Origin of the sequence: Leucothrix mucor DSM 2157 (assembly GCF_000419525.1) — a bacterium.
Taxonomy (GTDB): domain Bacteria; phylum Pseudomonadota; class Gammaproteobacteria; order Thiotrichales; family Thiotrichaceae; genus Leucothrix; species Leucothrix mucor.
Genome location: NZ_ATTE01000001.1, coordinates 4477047 through 4496769, shown reverse-complemented (window position 1 = coordinate 4496769; position 19723 = coordinate 4477047). Strand labels below are relative to the sequence as shown.

General features: G+C 49.9%; 18 protein-coding genes. 9 read left to right on the top strand and 9 right to left on the bottom strand.

Translation table 11 applies throughout. From position 1 onward, the window contains the following. Positions 1 to 24 precede the first annotated feature (24 nt). Complete coding sequence (locus LEUMU_RS27110; RefSeq protein WP_022954179.1) at positions 25 to 3798, bottom strand: glycoside hydrolase family 3 protein; 3774 nt, start codon at positions 3796 to 3798, stop codon at positions 25 to 27. A gap of 218 nt (positions 3799 to 4016) precedes the next feature. On the opposite strand from LEUMU_RS27110, the gene LEUMU_RS0120495 reads away from it, so the two are divergent. Continuing rightward, entirely contained in the window at positions 4017 to 5042 is a 1026-nt protein-coding gene (locus LEUMU_RS0120495) for a LacI family DNA-binding transcriptional regulator (RefSeq protein ID WP_040504630.1), read from the top strand. On the opposite strand, the gene speD is transcribed toward LEUMU_RS0120495, so the two are convergent. The 6 genes from speD to LEUMU_RS0120465 form a co-directional block, all read right to left on the bottom strand. Beyond that, positions 5039 to 5461 carry an adenosylmethionine decarboxylase gene (speD, locus tag LEUMU_RS28355; RefSeq protein WP_022954177.1) on the bottom strand — a complete coding sequence of 141 codons (423 nt, stop codon included), beginning with the start codon at positions 5459 to 5461 and terminating at the stop codon, positions 5039 to 5041. The two genes, LEUMU_RS0120495 and speD, sit on opposite strands and share 4 nt — an antisense overlap. 56 nt (positions 5462 to 5517) lie before the next feature. Beyond that, entirely contained in the window at positions 5518 to 6507 is a 990-nt protein-coding gene (locus tag LEUMU_RS0120485) for a glucokinase (protein WP_211223047.1), read from the bottom strand. A gap of 19 nt (positions 6508 to 6526) precedes the next feature. Beyond that, on the bottom strand, positions 6527 to 7630 hold the full coding sequence (locus LEUMU_RS0120480; RefSeq protein WP_022954175.1) for an ABC transporter ATP-binding protein: 1104 nt from the start codon (positions 7628 to 7630) through the stop codon (positions 6527 to 6529). Between the two features lie 9 nt (positions 7631 to 7639). Beyond that, positions 7640 to 8485: a carbohydrate ABC transporter permease gene (locus LEUMU_RS0120475; RefSeq protein WP_022954174.1), complete on the bottom strand. Its 846-nt coding sequence runs from the start codon at positions 8483 to 8485 to the stop codon at positions 7640 to 7642. Further along, positions 8475 to 9371, bottom strand: a complete 897-nt coding sequence (locus LEUMU_RS0120470; protein WP_022954173.1) for a carbohydrate ABC transporter permease — start codon at positions 9369 to 9371, stop codon at positions 8475 to 8477. Before LEUMU_RS0120470 ends, LEUMU_RS0120475 begins: the two co-directional genes overlap by 11 nt. 90 nt (positions 9372 to 9461) lie before the next feature. Beyond that, positions 9462 to 10715: an ABC transporter substrate-binding protein gene (locus LEUMU_RS0120465; RefSeq protein WP_022954172.1), complete on the bottom strand. Its 1254-nt coding sequence runs from the start codon at positions 10713 to 10715 to the stop codon at positions 9462 to 9464. A 190-nt stretch (positions 10716 to 10905) separates the two neighbouring features. Here LEUMU_RS0120465 and LEUMU_RS0120460 point away from each other — a divergent pair, with 190 nt between their 5' ends. The 7 genes from LEUMU_RS0120460 (at position 10906) to LEUMU_RS0120430 (ending at position 16790) form a co-directional block, all read left to right on the top strand. Then, on the top strand, positions 10906 to 12087 hold the full coding sequence (locus tag LEUMU_RS0120460) for an ROK family transcriptional regulator (RefSeq protein WP_022954171.1): 1182 nt from the start codon (positions 10906 to 10908) through the stop codon (positions 12085 to 12087). An 81-nt stretch (positions 12088 to 12168) separates the two neighbouring features. Next, positions 12169 to 12783, top strand: coding sequence for a hypothetical protein (locus LEUMU_RS0120455; RefSeq protein ID WP_022954170.1), 615 nt, complete (start codon positions 12169 to 12171; stop codon positions 12781 to 12783). Then, complete coding sequence (locus LEUMU_RS0120450) at positions 12780 to 13991, top strand: hypothetical protein (RefSeq protein ID WP_022954169.1); 1212 nt, start codon at positions 12780 to 12782, stop codon at positions 13989 to 13991. Before LEUMU_RS0120455 ends, LEUMU_RS0120450 begins: the two co-directional genes overlap by 4 nt. Next, positions 13988 to 14170, top strand: a complete 183-nt coding sequence (locus LEUMU_RS0120445; RefSeq protein WP_022954168.1) for a hypothetical protein — start codon at positions 13988 to 13990, stop codon at positions 14168 to 14170. The genes LEUMU_RS0120450 and LEUMU_RS0120445 overlap by 4 nt, the downstream gene beginning before the upstream one ends. Positions 14171 to 14228: 58 nt before the next feature. Then, positions 14229 to 14510: a DUF350 domain-containing protein gene (locus tag LEUMU_RS0120440; protein ID WP_022954167.1), complete on the top strand. Its 282-nt coding sequence runs from the start codon at positions 14229 to 14231 to the stop codon at positions 14508 to 14510. After that, a complete protein-coding gene (locus tag LEUMU_RS27100) occupies positions 14473 to 16074 on the top strand; it encodes a polyamine aminopropyltransferase (RefSeq protein WP_084708150.1) in 1602 nt (533 codons plus the stop codon). Before LEUMU_RS0120440 ends, LEUMU_RS27100 begins: the two co-directional genes overlap by 38 nt. Before the next feature lie 98 nt (positions 16075 to 16172). Continuing rightward, positions 16173 to 16790, top strand: coding sequence for a 2-dehydro-3-deoxy-6-phosphogalactonate aldolase (locus LEUMU_RS0120430; RefSeq protein WP_022954165.1), 618 nt, complete (start codon positions 16173 to 16175; stop codon positions 16788 to 16790). 72 nt (positions 16791 to 16862) lie between these two features. Here the strand turns inward: LEUMU_RS0120430 and LEUMU_RS0120425 are convergent, their stop codons facing one another. Continuing rightward, positions 16863 to 17075 (bottom strand): hypothetical protein, encoded by a 213-nt coding sequence (locus LEUMU_RS0120425; protein ID WP_022954164.1) that lies wholly within the window; start codon positions 17073 to 17075, stop codon positions 16863 to 16865. Positions 17076 to 17285: 210 nt separating this feature from the next. Next, on the bottom strand, positions 17286 to 18782 hold the full coding sequence (locus LEUMU_RS0120420) for an acetyl-CoA carboxylase biotin carboxylase subunit family protein (RefSeq protein ID WP_022954163.1): 1497 nt from the start codon (positions 18780 to 18782) through the stop codon (positions 17286 to 17288). A 152-nt stretch (positions 18783 to 18934) separates the two neighbouring features. Here LEUMU_RS0120420 and LEUMU_RS0120415 point away from each other — a divergent pair, with 152 nt between their 5' ends. After that, on the top strand, positions 18935 to 19720 hold the full coding sequence (locus LEUMU_RS0120415; protein WP_026744985.1) for a putative hydro-lyase: 786 nt from the start codon (positions 18935 to 18937) through the stop codon (positions 19718 to 19720). Positions 19721 to 19723: the final 3 nt, after the last annotated feature.

Sequence of the window (19723 nt, the reverse complement as noted above, 5' to 3'; positions counted from 1 at the left end):
GTTTTTGTCGAGCTCACTCAGCGTTTATTCAAAGTGAATATCATCGATCAGGATGTTCGAGGCAATGTATTCGCCCGTTCCATCCCCATTACCGGTACCACTGTACGGATTCCAAAAGCCTACCGCTTTGATTGCCGCAAGATTTACCGGCGCAAAATCAGCCAGCGGAATGCTGTAAACACTCCAGCCACCAGACACTACCGGCGTATAGGCCAACAGATTCAGCTGCTTCGCATTTTCAGGTACATCATCCTCAAGCTTCACACCAAAGTACTTCACGGCCGCTGGCACACCAGACACAGCAAATACAAGGTTTGTGGCGCTGCCACTGTTTAGCTGAGGGCTGAAGACGCTGTAAAATCCGCCCCAGTCCTGCTCACCATTATGAGAAAACAACATGGAGCTGCTACCCTCATAAGCCGTTGAGCTTAATGACAAAGTCACTTTGTTCAAGGCCTGAGCTTCAACCACAGTGAGTCCGGAAGCCATATCGGCCCTGAACGCAGCTTTCACAACATCCGCTGCGGCACTAGGCTCTGCGGTCGTTTCCTCTTTTACAATCCTCACATTCTTGAAGGTAAAGCTTACCCCGCCTTGTGGGTTGCCCCAAGCTGGCAGTATTGCAAACGGCTTGGCAATATCTGTGATGATGTCTGTAAGCCCAAGGTCAGCAATAGCGACGCTAACACTATGCCACTGGCCAGCAGGCAACTCAGCAGGCGTGCCGATGAAGTAATCCGGGCCGGCACTACTGGAAGCTTCCATCTTAATCACCATGCCATCAGTATTGCTGGCATAACTTTCAACATAGAGATCAAACTGTAATGTTCCGGCTGCCAGATAGTTAGACAGGTTCTGTGGACCACCTGTCACCAGCACAAGGCCTTTATCGCTCTCTGGTTTATCCGAGCTATAAACCACATTCACTTCAGTAGCCGTACCTTCACCGCTTAGCGTAGTCGTGAGATAACCTTCTGAAGGACTCCAATCGCCTCCGGTTTGTGCGGTATAGGTTGTTACCTCAGCACTCCAGGTGGCATTGCCAAAGATATTGGAAACCGCTTCATCCAGTGCTGGTGCTTCGACACCGGCTAACTCTTCACACGTTAAGGCATCATCTGCAGGATCAACACTCTTAGGCACCATTCTGATATTACCCAAATCAAACTGCGCCTCACCACCCGTAAACAGCAGGAATGCGGTGTTCAGATTCTGATAATCCATGCCATTCTCTGCAAAGCAGGCTAATGGCACTTTCATGGTCGTCCAGTCTGTAGAGACTGCCGGTAAGAAGTCGTTTAACTTCACTTCTGCCAGACAAGGGTGCACACAATGCTGCGCTAACATGAGATTAGATGTCGGTTGTTGATAGACTTTGATATCAAACTGCAATGTCGACTCTGCATTCAGATAGCCATACTGATCCTGCCCTTGCTCATCATCATACTGAGCATAGATCTGTGCCAGATTGCTACCAGTAAAGGTCACATTCACCGCATCGTATTGGCCCTGATAGTTAATTGGGCTGGTAGAAACGCTACCTTGATCAGTGTATTCCTGTCCTGAAACCGGAATTCCCACCCAGCCATTATCAGCGCCTGAAACACGCAGCACAAACTCGCCACCTGAAGCTTTGCCGTACACTTCCATTGGCGTTGTCGCTAAGCCAGTTTCTGGTGCAGACTGGCCACAACCGTAGTCACGGCTATCCAATACCAGATCATCCAGATCTGCTGAACTGGTATCGCCATAAGAAAGCCCGTAGCCATAGGCAAACAACGGTGCATGTTCGCCGCTAATGTCTTGCTCAGACTCCGGCGTCATGTAGTTCTCAATTTGAGTAGGAACGCGATTGATTGACGTTGAGCAAAGGGTATTTGGCCAGCTGTAAGATAAACGTCCGCTAAAGTCAGCGCCATCAACCTGATACAGCACATCGGTAATACCACCCGCTTCAGTACCCGGCAACCAGCTAGCGATAAAGGCATCGGAGTTATTAATCTCCTCATTCACATACATCGGACGGCCAGAGAAGAAAATAGTGACGACTTTCATTCCCATCGCCTGCATCTCTTTTACCTTCGCTAAATCAGCAGCGTAGGCAGTTTTAAGCTTTGCAAAACCAATGGTTTGGTGGTCTTTAATGTCACCCACAAACTCGGCATAAGGGTCTTCACCAATCGCAACGATCGCAACGGTATCTGCATCCGCATCATTGATGTCTTCAATGATATTGTCAGCCCCAATCTGTGCAGTTAGTGCCATTTTTAGCGTGCTAGCTCCGGGGAAGTCTGCCAAGGTGTTTTCAGTCCCCTGCCACGTTAACGACCAACCACCGGTTTGCTTTTGAAGATTATCTATCGCACTACCTGCCAGATACACTTTCTGAGTCACAGCAAGCGGCAATACATTGTCTTTATTTTTCAATAGTACCAATGATTTACGCACAGACTCACGAGCCAGCTCACGATGCTCAGCAGAACCTAATACGCTCTGATTACCCGCCAACGACCGTGCTGAAGGCTTTGGCTTATCCCACAAACCTGCACGCATTTTTACGCGTAAAATACGCGTAACAGCATCGTCAATGCGTGACTCTGGAATCGTGCCATCAGTCACTTGAGCAATCACATTATGATAAAACGGCTTCCAATCGGTACGCGCTGTTACCATGAAAATGTCATTACCGGCATTCACCGCAGCAGGACAATCAGAGGCCGTACAGCCGTTGATTTCACCTTGGCCGTTCCAGTCAGTGACGACTAATCCGTCAAATCCAAGCTTGCCTTTAAGCACATCGGTGATCAGATATTTGCTCCCGTGGACTTTCTTGTTATATTCCCCGGTATTAGTCTGATCGTAATTGGCTTCATCATCCCATGAGTTGAAAGAACTCATCACCACTTGAGCCCCCGCATTCAAACCAGAGAAATATCCTGCCGCATGAATATTCATCAGATACTCTTCTGAATACGCATTTACACCGCGATCGACCCCTTTATTGGTACCGCCATCACCGACCCAATGCTTCACATTGGAGATAACGTGAGTATCTGTTTTCAGGCCTGCACTGCCACCTTGCAAACCTTCAACCATTTTACCGGCATAGCTAAAAATGATTTCCGGATCTTCTGAGTAACCTTCATAAACCCGCCCCCAGCGATAATCACGAGGTGCAGCAACGGTCGGTGCAAATGTCCAATCCAGTCCGGTTGCGGCAACTTCTTTAGCCGTCGCCTGACCAATCCGGTAAATCATATCCGGATCATTGGCGGCACCCAGACCGATATTATGCGGGAATACGGTTGCTCCAAAAACATTGTTGTGGCCATGTACCGCATCGGTTGCCCACATAAACGGCACTTTAAAACCGCGATCTTGGTACGCCTCATCCAAAGCAGTCCAAAAGGTATCGGCAGTTTCCGCCCAAGCCTGAGCGCTGGCATGTTTATCATTGCCGGGCCACGAGCCACCACCGTTTAGCAAAGACCCAAGTTTGTATTCTTTGGCTTCTGCCGGAGTAACCTGATCCAAATTCGGCTGAATCATCTGGCCGACTTTTTCTTCCAGCGTCATTTGGGCAAGAATACTGGCGACCTCAGTCTCAATATCCGCATCGACGGCGACCTTGCTTTGCGCGTTTGGCCATTCTGCAAAATAGCCAAGAGAACTACCATTCACCGCCGCATCACTGGCGGCAGTTGTGTCATTACTTTTTTTGTCGGAGTCCAAAGGACAACCGGCTAGCAACAAAGTGGATAATAAGATAGGGGTGAGTTTTGTGGGATAGCAAATCATAGCTGCTGCCCCCTTTGGGTAAGATTCATTGTTTCCTCCTGAAAAATGCTTACTTCACTAAGACGTAAATATAAACGATTGATAAGCCACTGCTTTACGCTTTATGAAATCGATTTCATTTTAAATGAAATCGATTTCATAAATACTAAGAGCGCCTTGTTTGATTGTCAATATGTTTGTTACAGTACAGCCCTGAAAAATACGGCAACATGGCCTTAATGAAAAAATCCAGAAATAAAGCAGTCACCGTGCAGGATATTGCTGCACTCGCCAACGTCTCTCCTGCAACCGTTAGCCGCGCACTGTCACAACCCGAAAAGGTCTCCGCCAAAACCAGAAATCTGGTGATGAAAGCGGTAGAAAAAACGGGCTACACCCTAAATCAAGCCGCCAGCAATCTACGCCGTCAACAAACCGACACGATTGTGATTTTAGTCCCCAACATCGGCAACTCCGTATTCTCCAATGTGGTTGAAGGTATCGAAAAAATCTGCGCCGAAAAAAATATCAGCGTACTGATTGCAGATACCCAAAAAGCCTCTATGTCGCCACTCAGAGCACGCAGTTATTTCAGCCAAAATAAGGTAGATGGCGTGATCATTATGGACGGCCTGATGTCACTCAAAGCGCTGAACTTGGGGCCCGGTGGCCCGCCGGTGGTGTTTGCCGGAGAGTGGAATCCGGACGATGACTACCCTGTCGTTCGCATCGACGACGCTTATGGTGTGAGCCTTGCCGTCAACCATTTGTTCGAGCTTGGTCATCGGCGCTTCGGCCACGTTGCCGGCCCCTTGTTTCATGTGCCCGGAAAACTCCGCTATGACAGTTTTCGTCAAGCGCTAAGTCTTCTGAACTGCGCCCCCGATCAAGCCTGGTTTGCAGAAGGGCCATTTACCCTAGCCTCCGGAAAAAAAGCAGCGATGGCATGGTTTGCCCTACCAGAAACAGAGCGCCCTACGGCCATTTTCTGCGCAGGTGATGAGATCGCATTCGGCTTTATTTCCACACTCAACCATTTGAACATTCGCGTACCTCAAGATGTTTCTGTGGTCGGCTACGATGATTTAAATGTTGCCGAGTATTACATTCCAGCGCTCACTACCGTCCACCAACCGCGCCGGGCCTTGGGGCAGCTTGCAGCCAATACCTTGATCGCTTTAATCCAAAAAGCCCCACTTGAGCCCCCCGAGCCAATCAAACCCTGGCTAAAGGTGCGAGACTCAACCGCCAAAGCCCCTGACTAAAGCAAGCTCTCTTCATGCGTAAGCGGCAATGCTAACAGTCGCTTATGCTCGCTTACCTGCGTGCGCTCTGGTTGAAACACTTCCTGCAACGCTGGCAAGCACAAGTAAGGATCTAAGCCTGCACAAAAGAAGACATCAATCGCCACCATGCGCTCTTCAAACCACGTATTCACACAAATATGCGACTCGGCCAGAATTGCAAAGGCAGTGATTCCGGCATGCTCACCAAAATCGGATAACTCCAGCTTCAGCAGCGTTGAGCCGCTATCTTTCACCGCTTGTAAAATAGCCGCCCGAATAGCCTCTTTGTTGTCGGTATTGCGCGCACCCCATAGGTCGATAAATAAATGCGTTCCCGCGTATTGCCGACCATCCGCATGACGGCGCAATGCGCCTTTTTCAGAGTTGTTATGATTCAATGTACTAGCCCACGCTTACCAATTTCTGCGTAAACTGGCGCTAATACTACTCAAAGTCAAGCAGTCAGCTCAAAGGCTTGGGCAATTCCAAGCAAGGCTGGCTTTTCAGCATGAATCACAAAGGCGGGCACTTCGCTTAAATGCGCACGGAAACGCCCTTTAGCTTCAAAGCGCTTGCGGAAGGCCGATGCGGCAAAGTAGTCACCCAGCTTCGGCACAATGCCACCGCCAATATACACGCCACCAAAAGCTCCCAGCGTAAGCACCAAATTACCCGAAACAGAGCCTAGCAAGGCACAGAATATGGCTAACGCTTCCTCGCAATACGGGTCGTTAGCAGCCAATGCCCGTTCAGAAATCTCAGCAGGTGATAACGCCTCAGCCGCAAAACCTTCCAGACTACAGATAGCACGGTACAGGTTTTGTAAGCCCATACCCGAGACCAAACGCTCTGCTGAAACATGGTCATACCACGTCCAGCAGCGCTGTAGAATGGCACATTCACGGCCGTTAGCAGGGCTCACCGTAACGTGGCCACCCTCACCTTCCAATGGTATCCAATGGTGACCCGAACGCACCAAGCCTGACACACCCAAACCAGTACCAGGGCCGATCACTGCTAGCGCATTGCCTTTATCACCCAGTGTGCCGCCGACTTGCTTTAGCTCTTCACTCGGTAAAGCAGGAATCGACATCGCCAAGGCGGTGAAGTCATTCTTGAAAATCAGCCGCTTCAAACCCAATGCCCGACGGCTTTCCTCAATCGAAAATGCCCAATGATGATTAGTCATCTGCACACGGTCGCCGGTAATCGGGTTGGCAATTGCAAAGGCTCCCTCATCAATCACCGGACGACCCGCTTGCAATAAATACGCGCCCACCGCAGATACAATATCAGGGTAATCCGCACAAGCCAGCGTGGCATGCTGAGTAATCGTGCCATCAACAGACAACAAGGCAAAGCGCGCATTCGTTCCGCCAATATCAGCAATCAAACGCTGAGGGCCAAAACCAGCAAGAGGCTCCATTGTGACTCGTTTGTTCATCAGTAAATGCCTCGGTTGCTCAGTAGATACGCAGCTCAGTCTCAGGGTCGAAAAACACCGCTTTGGACATATCAAACTGCAGAGGCATCATCTCACCCGCCACACTTCTGGCAGTCGGATGTACACGGCAAACCGTTTTCACACCATTTAAGCGAATCGTAACCAAAGTATCCGGCCCGGTTGGCTCAACAATCTCAACTGCACAAGGGATGGTCATGGTGTCTGGCTTGTCTTCACTCACTTGCGTGACCTGCTCCGGGCGAATACCCAACACGACCTTTTTACCGGTCCAATCCGCTAATTTTGCCAGCGACTTATCCACCGGTAATTGATGCGCCACGCCGCCGCTTTCCAGTGTCAGCATTAAGCCCTGAGCACCCTGCTCCAACTGACAAGGAACAAAGTTCATGGAAGGGCTACCCATAAAGCCTGCAATAAACTGGCTGGATGGATTATCGTAAATATCCTGTGGTGTACCAAATTGCTGGATTTCACCGTCTTTCATGACCGCAATCACATCGCCCAACGTCATCGCTTCAATCTGATCGTGGGTTACATACACAATGGTCGTGCCCATCCGCTGGTGCAACTCTTTGATCTCACTACGCATTTCAACACGCAGCTTAGCATCGAGGTTAGATAGCGGCTCATCAAATAAGTAGATTGAAGGATCACGCGCCAAAGCACGTCCCATGGCCACACGCTGGCGCTGTCCACCCGATAACTGCTTAGGCTTACGCTCCAACAACGGTTCGATTTGCAGCATTTTAGAGACTTTATCGACAATCTCATCACGCTCTGGCTTCGGCATTTTCTGGATTTCCAGACCGAACGAAATATTCTGGCGTACCGTCATATTCGGGTACAGCGCGTAGGATTGGAACACCATCGCGATATCCCGATCTTTAGGGTCAAGATGCGTCACATCCCGATCACCGATGGTAATCGTGCCATTACTGACTGATTCCAGACCGGCAATCATATTCAGCAGCGTCGACTTACCGCAGCCCGATGGCCCCACCAGAATCAAAAACTGACCTGGCTCGATTTCAAGATTAATGCCCTTTAGCACTTTGATGCTGCCAAAGGTTTTCTCAACGTTCTGTATTTTTAAAGCTTGCATGATAGTTCCTTAACCTTTGACTGCGCCCGCAGTAAGACCGCGCACAAAATATTTACCGGCGACGACATACACAAATAGTGTGGGGAGTGCCGCGATAATCGCAGCCGCCATATCGACGTTATATTCTTTGATGCCGGTGCTGGTGTTAACCAAGTTGTTTAGCGCCACGGTAATCGGCTGATCACCACCGGCGGAGTACACCACACCAAACAGGAAGTCATTCCAGATCTGAGTAAACTGCCAGATGATTGACACCACCAAAATCGGGATGGACACCGGCAGAATGATCCGGAAGAAAATCAACCAGAAGCCTGCACCATCAATCCGCGCCGCATTCACCAGTTCACTTGGAATGCTGATGTAATAGTTGCGGAAGAACAGCGTGGTAAATGCCAGACCGTAAACAATGTGCACCAGAATCAAACCGGAGGTTGAACCTGCCAATCCCAGAAAGCCTAAAGTGCGCGCCATTGGCAGCAAGATCACCTGAAAAGGAATCATGGTGCCGATCAGCAACATACCGAAGAACAGGTTGCTGCCGCGAAACTTCCACTTAGTCAGCACATAACCATTCAGCGCACCTAAGATGGTAGAGACTGCAACGGCTGGCACCACGATCAAAACGGAGTTCCAGAAGTAGCCTTTTAAGCCATCACAACTCACGCCAGTACAAGCCGATCCCCAAGCCTTACCCCAAGCTTCAAAGTTCAGCGACTGTGGCAGCGATAGCAGTGTGCCGTTACGAATTTCATCCAGATCTTTTAAGGACGTAATCAGCATGACTGCCAGTGGCAACAGATAAAACAGCGCCGCAAAGCCCAGCAGGCCATAAATCAAAAACCGATTAATGCTCATTATTGCGCTCCCGTAATTCCGAGTACAGATAAGGGACGATGATCGCGACCACAGCCATTAACATCATCATCGAAGCCGCCGAACCCAGACCAATCTGCCCACGAGTAAAGGCATAGGTGTACATAAAGGTGGCTGGTACGTCGGTGGCATAACCTGGCCCACCGCCTGTTAGCGCAACGATTAAGTCGAAGCTCTTGATGGCAATGTGCGTCAGTACAATCAATGCGCTGAAAAACACAGGGCGCAATCCCGGAATAATAATCTTGCGATAAATCAGTGGCATGCTTGCGCCATCCACCCGAGCCGCTTTAATGATGTTTTCATCAACGCCACGCAGACCGGCTAAGCACAAAGCCATCACAAAGCCCGAAGACTGCCAAACACCAGCGATGACCACGGTGTAAATCGCCATATCGGTATTCACTAGCCAGTCGAAGGAGAAGTTCTCAAAGCCCATCTCCCGCACCATGCGCTGAATACCCAAATCCGGATTCAGAATCCATTTCCAAGCAGTACCGGTGACGATAAATGACAGCGCCATGGGGTAGAGGTAAATGGTACGAATAGCCCCTTCTGCGCGGATTTTTTGGTCCAGAAAAATGGCCAGAAACAAACCGAGTACCAAGCAAATTACGATGAATAACACACCGAAGATCAATAGATTTTCAGCGGCAACCCACCAGCGATCATTGGCAAAGAGTTTTTCGTATTGAGTAAAACCGGCCCAGTCATACTTCGGCAACATGCGCGAGGAACTGAAAGAGAGCCAGGCATTCCACAGCACAAAGCCGTAGATAAAAATCAGTGCGGCGACAAAGGTCGGTGCCACTACTAATTTTGGTAAAAATGTCCCCATTGAGGCACGGGGAGTACTGGATGCGCTCATGATAAACGAACCCTCCTGAAAGGCGGAGTCTAAAGAGAGCCGGGGCTCAGCTAGCAATAGCCGAGCCCCGGTAACACGAGGTGTAGCCGATTACTCTGTGGCAGCAGCGACCGCTTTAGCCATCTTTTCTGCAGCAGCTTCAGCCGTTACGTCGTCGTTGTTGTAGAACTCAGTAACGGTGTCGTAGATAGCGCCTTGCTGCGCTGAGAACGTAGACATACCATGCGCCATACTAGGCACTAAAGTATTGGAATCCGCCGTGCGAACGAAGTCAGCAGATGACAGCTTTGCGCAGTCATCAAACTTATCCATTGGCAGATTTAAACGGGCTGGAATCGAGCCTTTGTTCAAGTTGAAGATCTCTTGGAACTCAGGGCTTAACACGGTGCTAGCCAGATCATTTTGGCCCTTCTGTAAGTCCTTGTTATCCAGATCGAACATCACGAAGCTGTCGATGTTAAAGGTGAAGTCATCCGCCGTGCCAGGTGCCGCTGCGCAGATGTAATCTTTGCCCGGTACTTTGCCAGCCGCTGTGAATTCGCCTTTCGCCCAGTCACCCATGAACTGCATGCCTGCTTCGCCTTTGATCACCATGGCCGTTGCCAAGTTCCAATCACGACCAGGAGCACCTTCATCGGTGTAGCTTTTGATTTTGCGGAAGGTGTTCAGCGCATCAACCATGGTTTTGCTGTTAAGCGCTTCAGGGTTTAGCTTTACAAATGCATCGCGATAAAAATCTGCACCAGCAACACCGAGTACTACTGATTCAAAAGTGGTTGCATCCTGCCAAGGCTGTCCGCCATGAGCTACAGCTGTCATGCCAGCGGCTTTGATTTTATCGGCAGCAACGAAGAACTCATCCCATGTCTTAGGAACGGTTGCGCCTGCTTTTTCGAATACTTCAGGGTTTGCCCACATCCAGTTTACGCGGTGAACGTTGACCGGAACGGCAACGTATTTACCGTCATATTTCATGACATCGGAAACAACGGTTGGTAGTAATTTGTCCCACTCTTCTGCGGTAGCAACAGGGTTTAGATCGGCTAAAACGCCTTCATCACCCCATTCCTGAATACTAGGACCTTTGATTTGAGCAGCGGCCGGAGGGTTTCCGGATACTACGCGAGACTTCAGTACGGTCATGGCGCTTTCTCCACCGCCACCAGCAACTGCGAAGTCTTTCCATGTGTGGCCTTTGGCTTCCATCATGGTTTTAAGTTCGGCAACTGATTTTGCTTCGCCACCGGATGTCCAGTAGTGCAGTACTTCAACGTCGGCTGCTTGTGCGGCCATTGAAACACCTAATGCTAAGCCAATGCTTAAACCTAATTTTGAAAATTTCATCTTAATCTCCTCCAGTCAAAAAATGATCCGACAACGCTTAAAGTGCTGCAGATTTTGTAAACTCTATATTATTAACTTTGCGAAGTAAATATAATAATTAACTTTGTAAACTAAATAAATTCAACTCAGATTTTGACAACTTTTTGAATAACTGGGTTATATTGAGGCGCTACCATGGAGCGAGGAAGCAATGAGCAAACGACCACCGTCCAGCGGACCAACGAGAATTCGCAACCTAAACCGGCGAGCGGCATTAGCTTATATCCGTCACGAAGGGCCGAACTCACGCTCTGCACTCGGGCCTGCGCTTTCCTTATCCGGCGCTGCCGTGTCATCACTGGTCAATGACTTACTTGAAGATGGCTTATTGCAAGAGTCTGAAGCCACCACTCGCGATGGCCGCCAAGGTCGCCCGATCTCTTTACTTTCACTCAATCCAACAGCAGCCTACTCGCTAGGCATTGTGCTACGCCCAACTAAAGACTCTACCGAATTAGGCATGGCTTGGGCCGATTACACCGGTCACTCCACGGCACTGCCCGATCTACAAGTCACCCCACATCAAGATTTAGACGCGCTAATTAAAAGCGTTAAAACGGCCATTAAACGTTTGGAGAAAGTCACGCCAGATGCTGATCGCATTGTTGGCCTAACCATTGCCATTCCGGGCGTGGTAGAAAATGACACCATTCCGATGGCACCTAAGCTGCCTTGCATCGAAGGCGCGGAGTTTATTGAAGCCGTGCGTAAACTCACCCGCTATCCGGTGAGCTTTCAGAATGACGTCAATCTGGCTGCGACTTCAGAGCTGTATCAGCAGCCTCGTCTGCGCGAGCTCTCCTTTGCCTATCTCTATCTTTACTCCGGTGTGGGTTCTGGCTTTGCGCTACAAGGAAAAATCCTCAGTGGTAGTGGCGGTTGGGCGGGTGAAATCGGGCAGCTACATATTAATAGGCGTGCCCCCAGTAGCACTTCATTCGAGCACTTACTGAGTACTGATGGCAGCTTGGCCGATCTACTAGAAAGCCTCGGCCATCCCCGTCAGGCACTGGATATTCTGGCTGACTATATCGACCAACGTAATCCACAAGTGCTGGAAGTGGTTGATTTATATTGCGAACATATTTGCGATGCCATCAATCTGCTCAATAGCGTGCTGGATTTGGATGAAGTATTAATCGACTTCCGCTCCGATAAGCTATTTCAACGGCTGCGCCCAAGGCTGGAAATTTTACTGCAAAGCGCCCGTCGTCAGCCTGTGATTTCCACACCGGTCATGGGTAGCGAAGCCTCTTTAAATGGCGCGGCACTCACCGCTCTAAATCTGGCTTTGCCTAACCTGGAGTCACGCGAGAAGCCTACCCCAGCTTAGGACAGTAAACTGTAAATCCGAATCGCATCTGTTCGGTAGCTGCGCTATGATGTGTGTATATAAAAATGACAGGATCAGACCATGGCAACTCTGAACTGCCCTAACTGTGGCGGCGCCATAGCGGGAGTATCTCCACTTATCCGAAGCATCGATTGCCCGTTTTGTGGCTCATGGCTACGACTCAGCAACCAACTCTGGCAAGCTGAAGATGGGCAAAAATCACCACTAGACGCACCAACCTATTTACGCGTTGGACTGCAAGGCTCAGCACCGGATGGCACGCACTATACCGTGCAAGGTCGCTTACGCTTTCAATATGGCTTAGGCAGCTGGGATGAGTGGTGGGTAGAAAGCAGCCATGGCGACGGTTTCTGGGTCGAGGAAGATGATGGCGTGTATTACCGTCATGGTCTGGGCGATGAAATTACGCTACCCGGTGGCGGTAACAATGTCGGCGTTGGCCAAATGCTGCCACTGCCAAACGGCCCTTCTCTGTTTATCACTGAAAAATTCCAAGCCGATATTGTCGGGCGCGAAGGCCTGCTACCCGTCGAGTTCGATGTTGCCGCGAAAGTCACCTATATGGATGGCGTTGCCGATGGCGAGGAATATTCGCTGGAAATAGAAGGCGATAGCGCCTCAGTCTCACAAGCGGAAGTCTTTGATATCCGCTCCGTTCGCTGGGAGACCTCATGACAGAATTTGAACCGATTCGCGTAATTAACTGCAAAAACTGCGGCTTTCCCATGCGCCAGTACAACCCGAATTCGATCATGATGGTCTGCGAATCCTGCGGAACCCGTACCGGCGACAACCAACAACCACCGGCTTACAAAGCTGAAGCCCCGCGCAATCCTCTATTTAAGCTGCACGAACAGTTTAAATTAAATGGCGATGTATGGCAGGTGATCGGCTGTCAGACTTACTCTGGCATGGTCGAGGAGTGGGACGACGAGGAGCACGCTTGGGAGCGAACGCCCTGGAGCTACATCACTTGGTGGGTACTGAACGAAGCGCGCGAAATTGCCTGGATTGTGCAGGATAAAAGCGGCTACAGCTGGTCGCGTAAAGTCACCATTACCAGCGGCATTCCGGAGGGCGACACCAGTTATGAAGTCGGTCATTGGTCTCTCACCAATACGGTCGGCGAGCTATCCTATTATCCGCTGGAAGACGAACAAGTCACCAGCTACGAGCGCGATAATTGGAGCATGGAAATCTTGCTGGATGAGCAAGGCAATAAACGCGAAATCGAAGCCTTTAAATCAGAACCGATTGATCCGATGGAACTGCTGGAAGGCTTTGACAAAGCGGATATTATGGCCCGTATCAAGCGCGCTAAACTGGCGACCAAAGCGGCATTTGCTAGCGCCTTAATTCTGGCACTGAGTTATGGCTTGTTGCAGTTTTTTGAGAAAACGGTCATGACCATTCCGCCCACTCAAATTACCCAAGCCATGCTAAATAAACCGATTCCACTGGGCAGCCTGACGCTCGATAATGATAGCCTGATGCAGTTTAATGTGAACTCACAGATTGAGCGGCGAGATGGCAACTTTGATGGCAATATCGTGATTCGTGATACTGACAAAGCCGTGGTCGCAGAAGTCCCCCTATCCATGTGGCGGGAGAGCGGTCGCGATAGCGATGGCAACTGGACTGAAGACCAAAGCGGCAATTCACCCAAAATCATGATCCCTGCCGGCAATAATTATCAGCTCTCGCTGGTACCGGAAACCTTCACCAGCTGGAATACCATTAGCCTTAACGGCAAAATCGTTCGCAATGCCTCGTCACTCACGCCAGTCGTTCTTGGAGGTTTAGCCGCCATACTATTAGGGCTCTTTATGCTACGCAGACGCCATAAAGTGATTCGCCGCGAAACCGGAGTGACCTACGCATGAGTAAATTAGCTTTAATCTTAGTGCTCGTCCTCTGCTCGGCCTTAGTCGTCCTCCCCTTGTGGGCCTCATGGCAAGGCATGGGCGAGGCAAAAGTCACTAAGCAACGCGATTCCAGCGGGCGTATACTCTACGTCGGCTCGCGCAGCTGGTCCGGTGGCGGCCCGTCTGCCGGAAAGTAAGTTTATTTAACCTATTCAAACAACGCTCAATAACCCTATTTGCACTTGGAGAAACACCATGAATTCACGCATTCTGGCACCTGTTCTGATTCTGCTATCTACTCCGGCAATGGCCGTTGATGTCTCTGCCGCAGGCTTAGGCGCGGGCATTGTCGCCACCGTCATCTACTCATTAATTGGTATTTTGATGGCTACTATCGGCTTTAAAGTGGTCGATTGGCTGACCCCTGGCAACCTAGCGGATGAAGTCGCACATAAAGGCAACCGCGCACTGGCGATTTTGGCTGGCAGCATGATTTTAGGTGTTTGTATCATTATCGCGAGCGCAGTCATTGGCTAATTCCACACCCCCTGAGCTGGCTGAAGCACACACGGAAGCCACGCCCACTCAGGATGATCAACGCCTACTCTTGGTGTCGATTTTTATCATTGCAGGCTGCAGCCTCATTTATGAGCTATTAATCAGCAGCCTGTCGACTTACTTGTTAGGCTCCGGAGTGGTTCACTACTCCATTACCATCGGGCTATTTTTGTTTTTTATGGGCGTCGGCTCGTGGTTGGCGCAGTATGTGCGCGAAGACCTGCTCGACACCTTTGTTAAAATAGAAATCGCGCTGGGTTTGGTCGGCGGCTTGTCCGCGGTGCTGTTGTATGCCGCTTACGCTTGGACGCAGTACTACTACCCCGCGATGCTGGTAGTAATTGCCACAATCAGCACCTTAGTAGGAATGGAAATTCCGCTACTGACCCGTGTGATCGAACGAGGGCGCGGCATTCGCCAAGGCCTTAGCGACGTACTGGCAACCGACTATGTTGGCGCGCTGGCGGCCTCACTGCTATTCCCCTTTATTTTGCTGCCCTACCTTGGTCACCTGCTAACCGCATTTGCTATTGGCGCGGTGAATTTGCTGGTGGCGCTGGTTGTGCTATGGCACTTCCGCAAGCATCTAAAGCAAGCGAGCTTATGGCTCAGTGGCGGACTAGTTGCCGCCGCATTATTGGTATTGGGCACCTATTTCACGCCGAGCTTTACGCAAATTTTAGAGCGTGCTTTATATCAAGATCCGGTTATTTTCAGCACTCAGTCACCCTACCAAAAAGTGGTTATGACGGAGCGTGGTAATGATCTACGCTTGTTTTTAAATGGTAGCCTGCAGTTTTCCAGTCAGGATGAATACCGCTATCACGAAGCGCTGATTCACCTACCGGCCAGCCACAGTCGCACGCTGGAACGCGCCTTGATTATTGGTGGTGGTGATGGCTTAGCTGCGCGCGAATTACTACGTTATCCCAGCTTAAAACAGATTCAACTGGTTGACTTAGACGCTGCTGTAACTGACCTTGGTCGTGATTTACACAAGCTGCGCGATTTGAATAAAGATGCGCTACACAACCCCAAAGTTGTGGTGAATAATGACGATGCCTGGCGCTGGCTGGAACGTGATGGCGATCTGTTTGATGTGATCATCATCGATCTGCCAGACCCGGATACCGCCGACATTGCACGACTTTACACGGTTGAATTTTATCGCAAAATCGCACGTCGCTTGAGCGTGGGCGGAGTAATGATTACGCAAGCCTCCAGCCCGTGGCTTGAGCGCAATGCCTTCTGGTGTATCGCCAGCACATTGGATAAAGTGTTTGAAAATGCCAGTGCGGTGTATAGCAATGTGCCCTCGTTTGGCCCTTGGGGCTATGTAATGGCCTCCAATACACCCTTTGAAAAGCAACGGAAGATTCCGGAAGGAACGCGCTATATCACCGAGAGTGCATGGCAATTTACTTTGGAGCATCCAGCCGATTTACCACCGTTAGAATTAAAAGCCAATCACTTGCAAACCTTGCCTCTCATGCAGTACTACGCTGAGGGATATCAGGCCTTGCAAACTGGCGAATATGAATAAACCAACTAAACCATTAATCCATGGCGGTCGTTTGCTTATCACGCTGTACGGTGTACAGTGGTTTGAACAACACGATTTGAAGCCAACGGGGAGAGAGTATGAAGCATAGAAAAATACTAGGAATACTGCACGGAATCCCAGCCGACCAAATGCTGGATGTCGCCGATGCACTGGTCGACAATGGCATCACCTTACTCGAAGTATCCATGAATGGTGATAACCCGCTACAGAACATTCAACGCATGGTTGAGCATTTTGGCGAGCGCGCCATTATCGGTGCCGGCATGGTGTTACAGCAAGATCAGCCCTATGAAGTGGCAAATCTTGGTGGGCGCTTTATCTTTTCACCGTTTTTCGATCGCAAAGTGATTAAGCAAACGCTAGACCTGGGTATGCACTCATTCCCCGGCTGCTTTAGTCCCACTGAGTGTTTTAATGCGATTGCAGAAGGCACCACGACGATCAACCTATTCCCAGCCAGCGTGTTGGGTGCAACCGGTGTGGCCGCGATTCGTGGCATCCTGCCAGAACATATTCAGTTATATGCCGTTGGTGGCGTCACAAGCTCCAATATGGCGATTTACCGCAAAGCGGGCTGCGTAGGCTTTGGTATGAAGAGTTATCTCTACCAGCCGGGCTACACAACGGAAACCGTGGCGCAAAAAGCCATGAAAGTGGTTAAGACTTACGACGCACTGGAAAGCATGGGCTACTAAACAAGCCAGCTGATTCGACATAAAAAAGCCCCGTGATCACTCACGGGGCTTTTTTCGTTCTAGTGTTGCTGTTTAATTACGAGGAATGAGCACCCTGCCTCCCGGCATACGCGTCACGTTGCGGCCCGCTCTGGGTATTTCCAGATTATCGCGATGACCAAAGCCATTGCGGCCGGCAATCCGACGGGGTCCTTTTCCAATAGCATCGGTAGGCGCTTCCTTGCGACCTTCCTCTGTAATTGTTTCTTTGTGAATCGGATGATGATCTGCCCGTAAATCAGGCATTGATGCACCTATCTGAGTAAGAGCCATTATCGGCAGTAAATAGAGTAATCCTTTTCTCATGACATACGTCCTCTTTTATAGATCACCAGAGAACGCAAGCTTGTTAAAAGTATCGTTTTGCGTTCCCTGTTACCTACTTAGGCGCAAACAAATGCGAAAAGGGCCATCGTAAGATTTAATCTGCAGTCATGAGTTTTGTTAATATTTCACTCAATTTTGAGCGGGCGGTACAATTCCATTCACCTGACCATTAGAATCAACGCTCACCACATAGGCTTTTCCATCGACGCTAACGGTATACACCTCAGCATCACTCGCCTCAACGCCAGCACTCTCTAATTTTGCCGCAACTGCATCGCTAACATCCTGTTGTTGCAGCAATTTCAGCGTTTCTTTTGGATAAAACACATAATCCATTAACGTACTTTTTGAGTCACCGGCTTTGGTAGCAATATCGGCTGAACTCCACTGAGTTAGCGCTGTTGCGTAATCTTCCAGCGACTTAACCGTCTTATTCTCATCGATCAAGGACTCAGCAACTCTTTCGGTCAAGTCCGAAATATTTTTTTCAGAAAGTCGTAAATTATTTTTCAACAACTGCTGATAGTCACTCGTCAGACTTTGAAATGGCGAATCACATAGCACATTCAACACCGTCTGCTTAACCAAAACCTGACTGACCGATTCGGTCATGACCGGCTCACCAGCTGCTAGTCTTACAGTATTAATATGCGCTAAAGCATCTTCAAACAGCTCACTGGCCTGCTCATTTTCTAAACTTTCTTCCAGATCGCGCAGTGTATAAGCCGGTAGGTGATGCTTGAGTAAGCGCACATCTAAACCCGGAGAAGCCGTATCTTTTGCGGCGTATTTTAGGCGCAGTGCGCGAGCATTACCGGCAATCGCTTCTAGTTTCGTTAGGCTCAAACCGGTATCCAGTTTGGACTCTGCCAGAGTCGCAACTAACGTTTCGGTGGGTGGGAAGCTGTAGCCCATAGAGAAAGCAGATAAGGCCATATCAACACCGGCTAAACCAGCTTCCAATGCGGCTAATGCACTGGCTGAGGCAATACCAGTGGCTTCACTCATGTGCAACTGTAGTGGCAAATGGGAAGTGGCTTTTAACTGCTCAACCAATCGTGTTAAGCGCGCTGGCGAGAGATTGCCGGAGGTGTCACTAATCACTAGGGCATCAGCGGTCACCTCTTCTACCGCTGCGGCTTGTTTGCACACATCGGCCACCGCGTTGTTCATTCTGGCATTCCAGCGCAATGATAACTGCGCTTTCATTCCTTGCTCTTGAGTGAAGGCAACCGCTTCTTTGGTTAGCTCAGGGTCTACCGTCACATCGGTCCAGCGCAAGATGCCAATACCGGCTTCGGATAACTGATCGATACAGGCTTCACGCACGGTTGAATCGACCAATTCCGTACCGAATAACTGCGTCACACTCAAGGTGGCTAACAAGCGCGTTTTCGGGGCCGCTTGCTTTAGGCTTTCCATGCGTTGCCACGGGCTTTCACCCAACGTATCCAGACACAGTCGATACAGTGTCGGCGTCATTACTTGCAGGGCGGCATAGCCGACAGTATCCAGCTCAGCGGCCAGTGCTGTTAGCGCCGTGGTCGGCAGGCATCCGCCAAGCACCGCCAATTGGGCGTCGGCCAGAAGGAGTTCAGTAATCGCGGTAGGCTTCGTGTTTGTCATGAAAAAATCCCGAGTGCATTTAACCCACTATTTAAAGCACTGACCAAAGAAAGTAAAACACTAAAGTAAGATTTCTTGTGCTTATATATGAAAATAAAAAAATATCCCCTACAATCGATTGCACTCCTGACAACTGATGCCGTGTTTATCTTATGAGTAATTCAATGACGCCAGCCCAACTCCGCCAACGTATTCGCAGTGGCGAGCACAGTGGCAACACCTCCGGATATTGCGCCGGATTCGTTCAGTGCAATATGGTTATTCTCCCCAAAGACTGGGCTGCCGAGTTTTTGCAGTTCTGCACCAAAAACCCGAAGCCATGTCCGGTATTAGGAATGGCCGATGCCGGTAGCTGGGAAATCCCCGCACTGGCTGCTAATTTGGATGTGCGCAGTGACTTGCCAAGCTACAAGCTGTTTGAAAATGGCGAATTCACGAAAGAAGTCACCGATATCAAAGAGTATTGGCGCGATGACTTAGTGACCTTCATGCTGGGCTGCTCCTTCTCTTTTGAAGAAGCCCTACTGGCTGATGGCCTGGAAGTGCGTAATATCACTGAACAGCGCAATGTACCCATGTACCGCACCAATATCCCTTGCCAAAGCGCCGGTCGCTTTAGTGGCACGATGGTGGTGAGTATGCGTCCTTTCTTGGCTGCTGATGCAATTCGTGCAACCCAGATTTGTACCCGCTTCCCATCCGTACACGGTGCGCCAGTGCATTTGGGCGATCCATCACTGATTGGTATCGACGATATTAACGTGACTGACTTTGGCGACCCCGTCACCATTCACGAAAACGAATTACCGGTGTTCTGGGCTTGCGGTGTAACCCCACAAGTGGCACTGGAACAAGCAAAACCACCGTTCTGTATTACCCACAGCCCCGGCTGCATGCTGGTAACGGATATTCCGAACAGCAAACTGGCCGTGATGTAAGGA

Coding starts and splice junctions, on each gene's coding strand:
- LEUMU_RS0120450 (WP_022954169.1), top strand. CDS start 12,780: ATGACAGAATTTGAACCGATTCGCGTAATTAACTGCAAAAACTGCGGC.
- LEUMU_RS0120495 (WP_040504630.1), top strand. CDS start 4,017: ATGAAAAAATCCAGAAATAAAGCAGTCACCGTGCAGGATATTGCTGCA.
- LEUMU_RS0120455 (WP_022954170.1), top strand. CDS start 12,169: ATGGCAACTCTGAACTGCCCTAACTGTGGCGGCGCCATAGCGGGAGTA.
- LEUMU_RS0120415 (WP_026744985.1), top strand. CDS start 18,935: ATGAGTAATTCAATGACGCCAGCCCAACTCCGCCAACGTATTCGCAGT.
- LEUMU_RS0120485 (WP_211223047.1), bottom strand. CDS start 6,507: ATGAACAAACGAGTCACAATGGAGCCTCTTGCTGGTTTTGGCCCTCAG.
- LEUMU_RS0120470 (WP_022954173.1), bottom strand. CDS start 9,371: ATGAGCGCATCCAGTACTCCCCGTGCCTCAATGGGGACATTTTTACCA.
- LEUMU_RS0120475 (WP_022954174.1), bottom strand. CDS start 8,485: ATGAGCATTAATCGGTTTTTGATTTATGGCCTGCTGGGCTTTGCGGCG.
- LEUMU_RS0120430 (WP_022954165.1), top strand. CDS start 16,173: ATGAAGCATAGAAAAATACTAGGAATACTGCACGGAATCCCAGCCGAC.
- LEUMU_RS0120440 (WP_022954167.1), top strand. CDS start 14,229: ATGAATTCACGCATTCTGGCACCTGTTCTGATTCTGCTATCTACTCCG.
- LEUMU_RS0120460 (WP_022954171.1), top strand. CDS start 10,906: ATGAGCAAACGACCACCGTCCAGCGGACCAACGAGAATTCGCAACCTA.
- LEUMU_RS27110 (WP_022954179.1), bottom strand. CDS start 3,798: ATGATTTGCTATCCCACAAAACTCACCCCTATCTTATTATCCACTTTG.
- LEUMU_RS0120465 (WP_022954172.1), bottom strand. CDS start 10,715: ATGAAATTTTCAAAATTAGGTTTAAGCATTGGCTTAGCATTAGGTGTT.
- LEUMU_RS0120480 (WP_022954175.1), bottom strand. CDS start 7,630: ATGCAAGCTTTAAAAATACAGAACGTTGAGAAAACCTTTGGCAGCATC.
- LEUMU_RS0120425 (WP_022954164.1), bottom strand. CDS start 17,075: ATGCCTGATTTACGGGCAGATCATCATCCGATTCACAAAGAAACAATT.
- LEUMU_RS0120420 (WP_022954163.1), bottom strand. CDS start 18,782: ATGACAAACACGAAGCCTACCGCGATTACTGAACTCCTTCTGGCCGAC.
- LEUMU_RS0120445 (WP_022954168.1), top strand. CDS start 13,988: ATGAGTAAATTAGCTTTAATCTTAGTGCTCGTCCTCTGCTCGGCCTTA.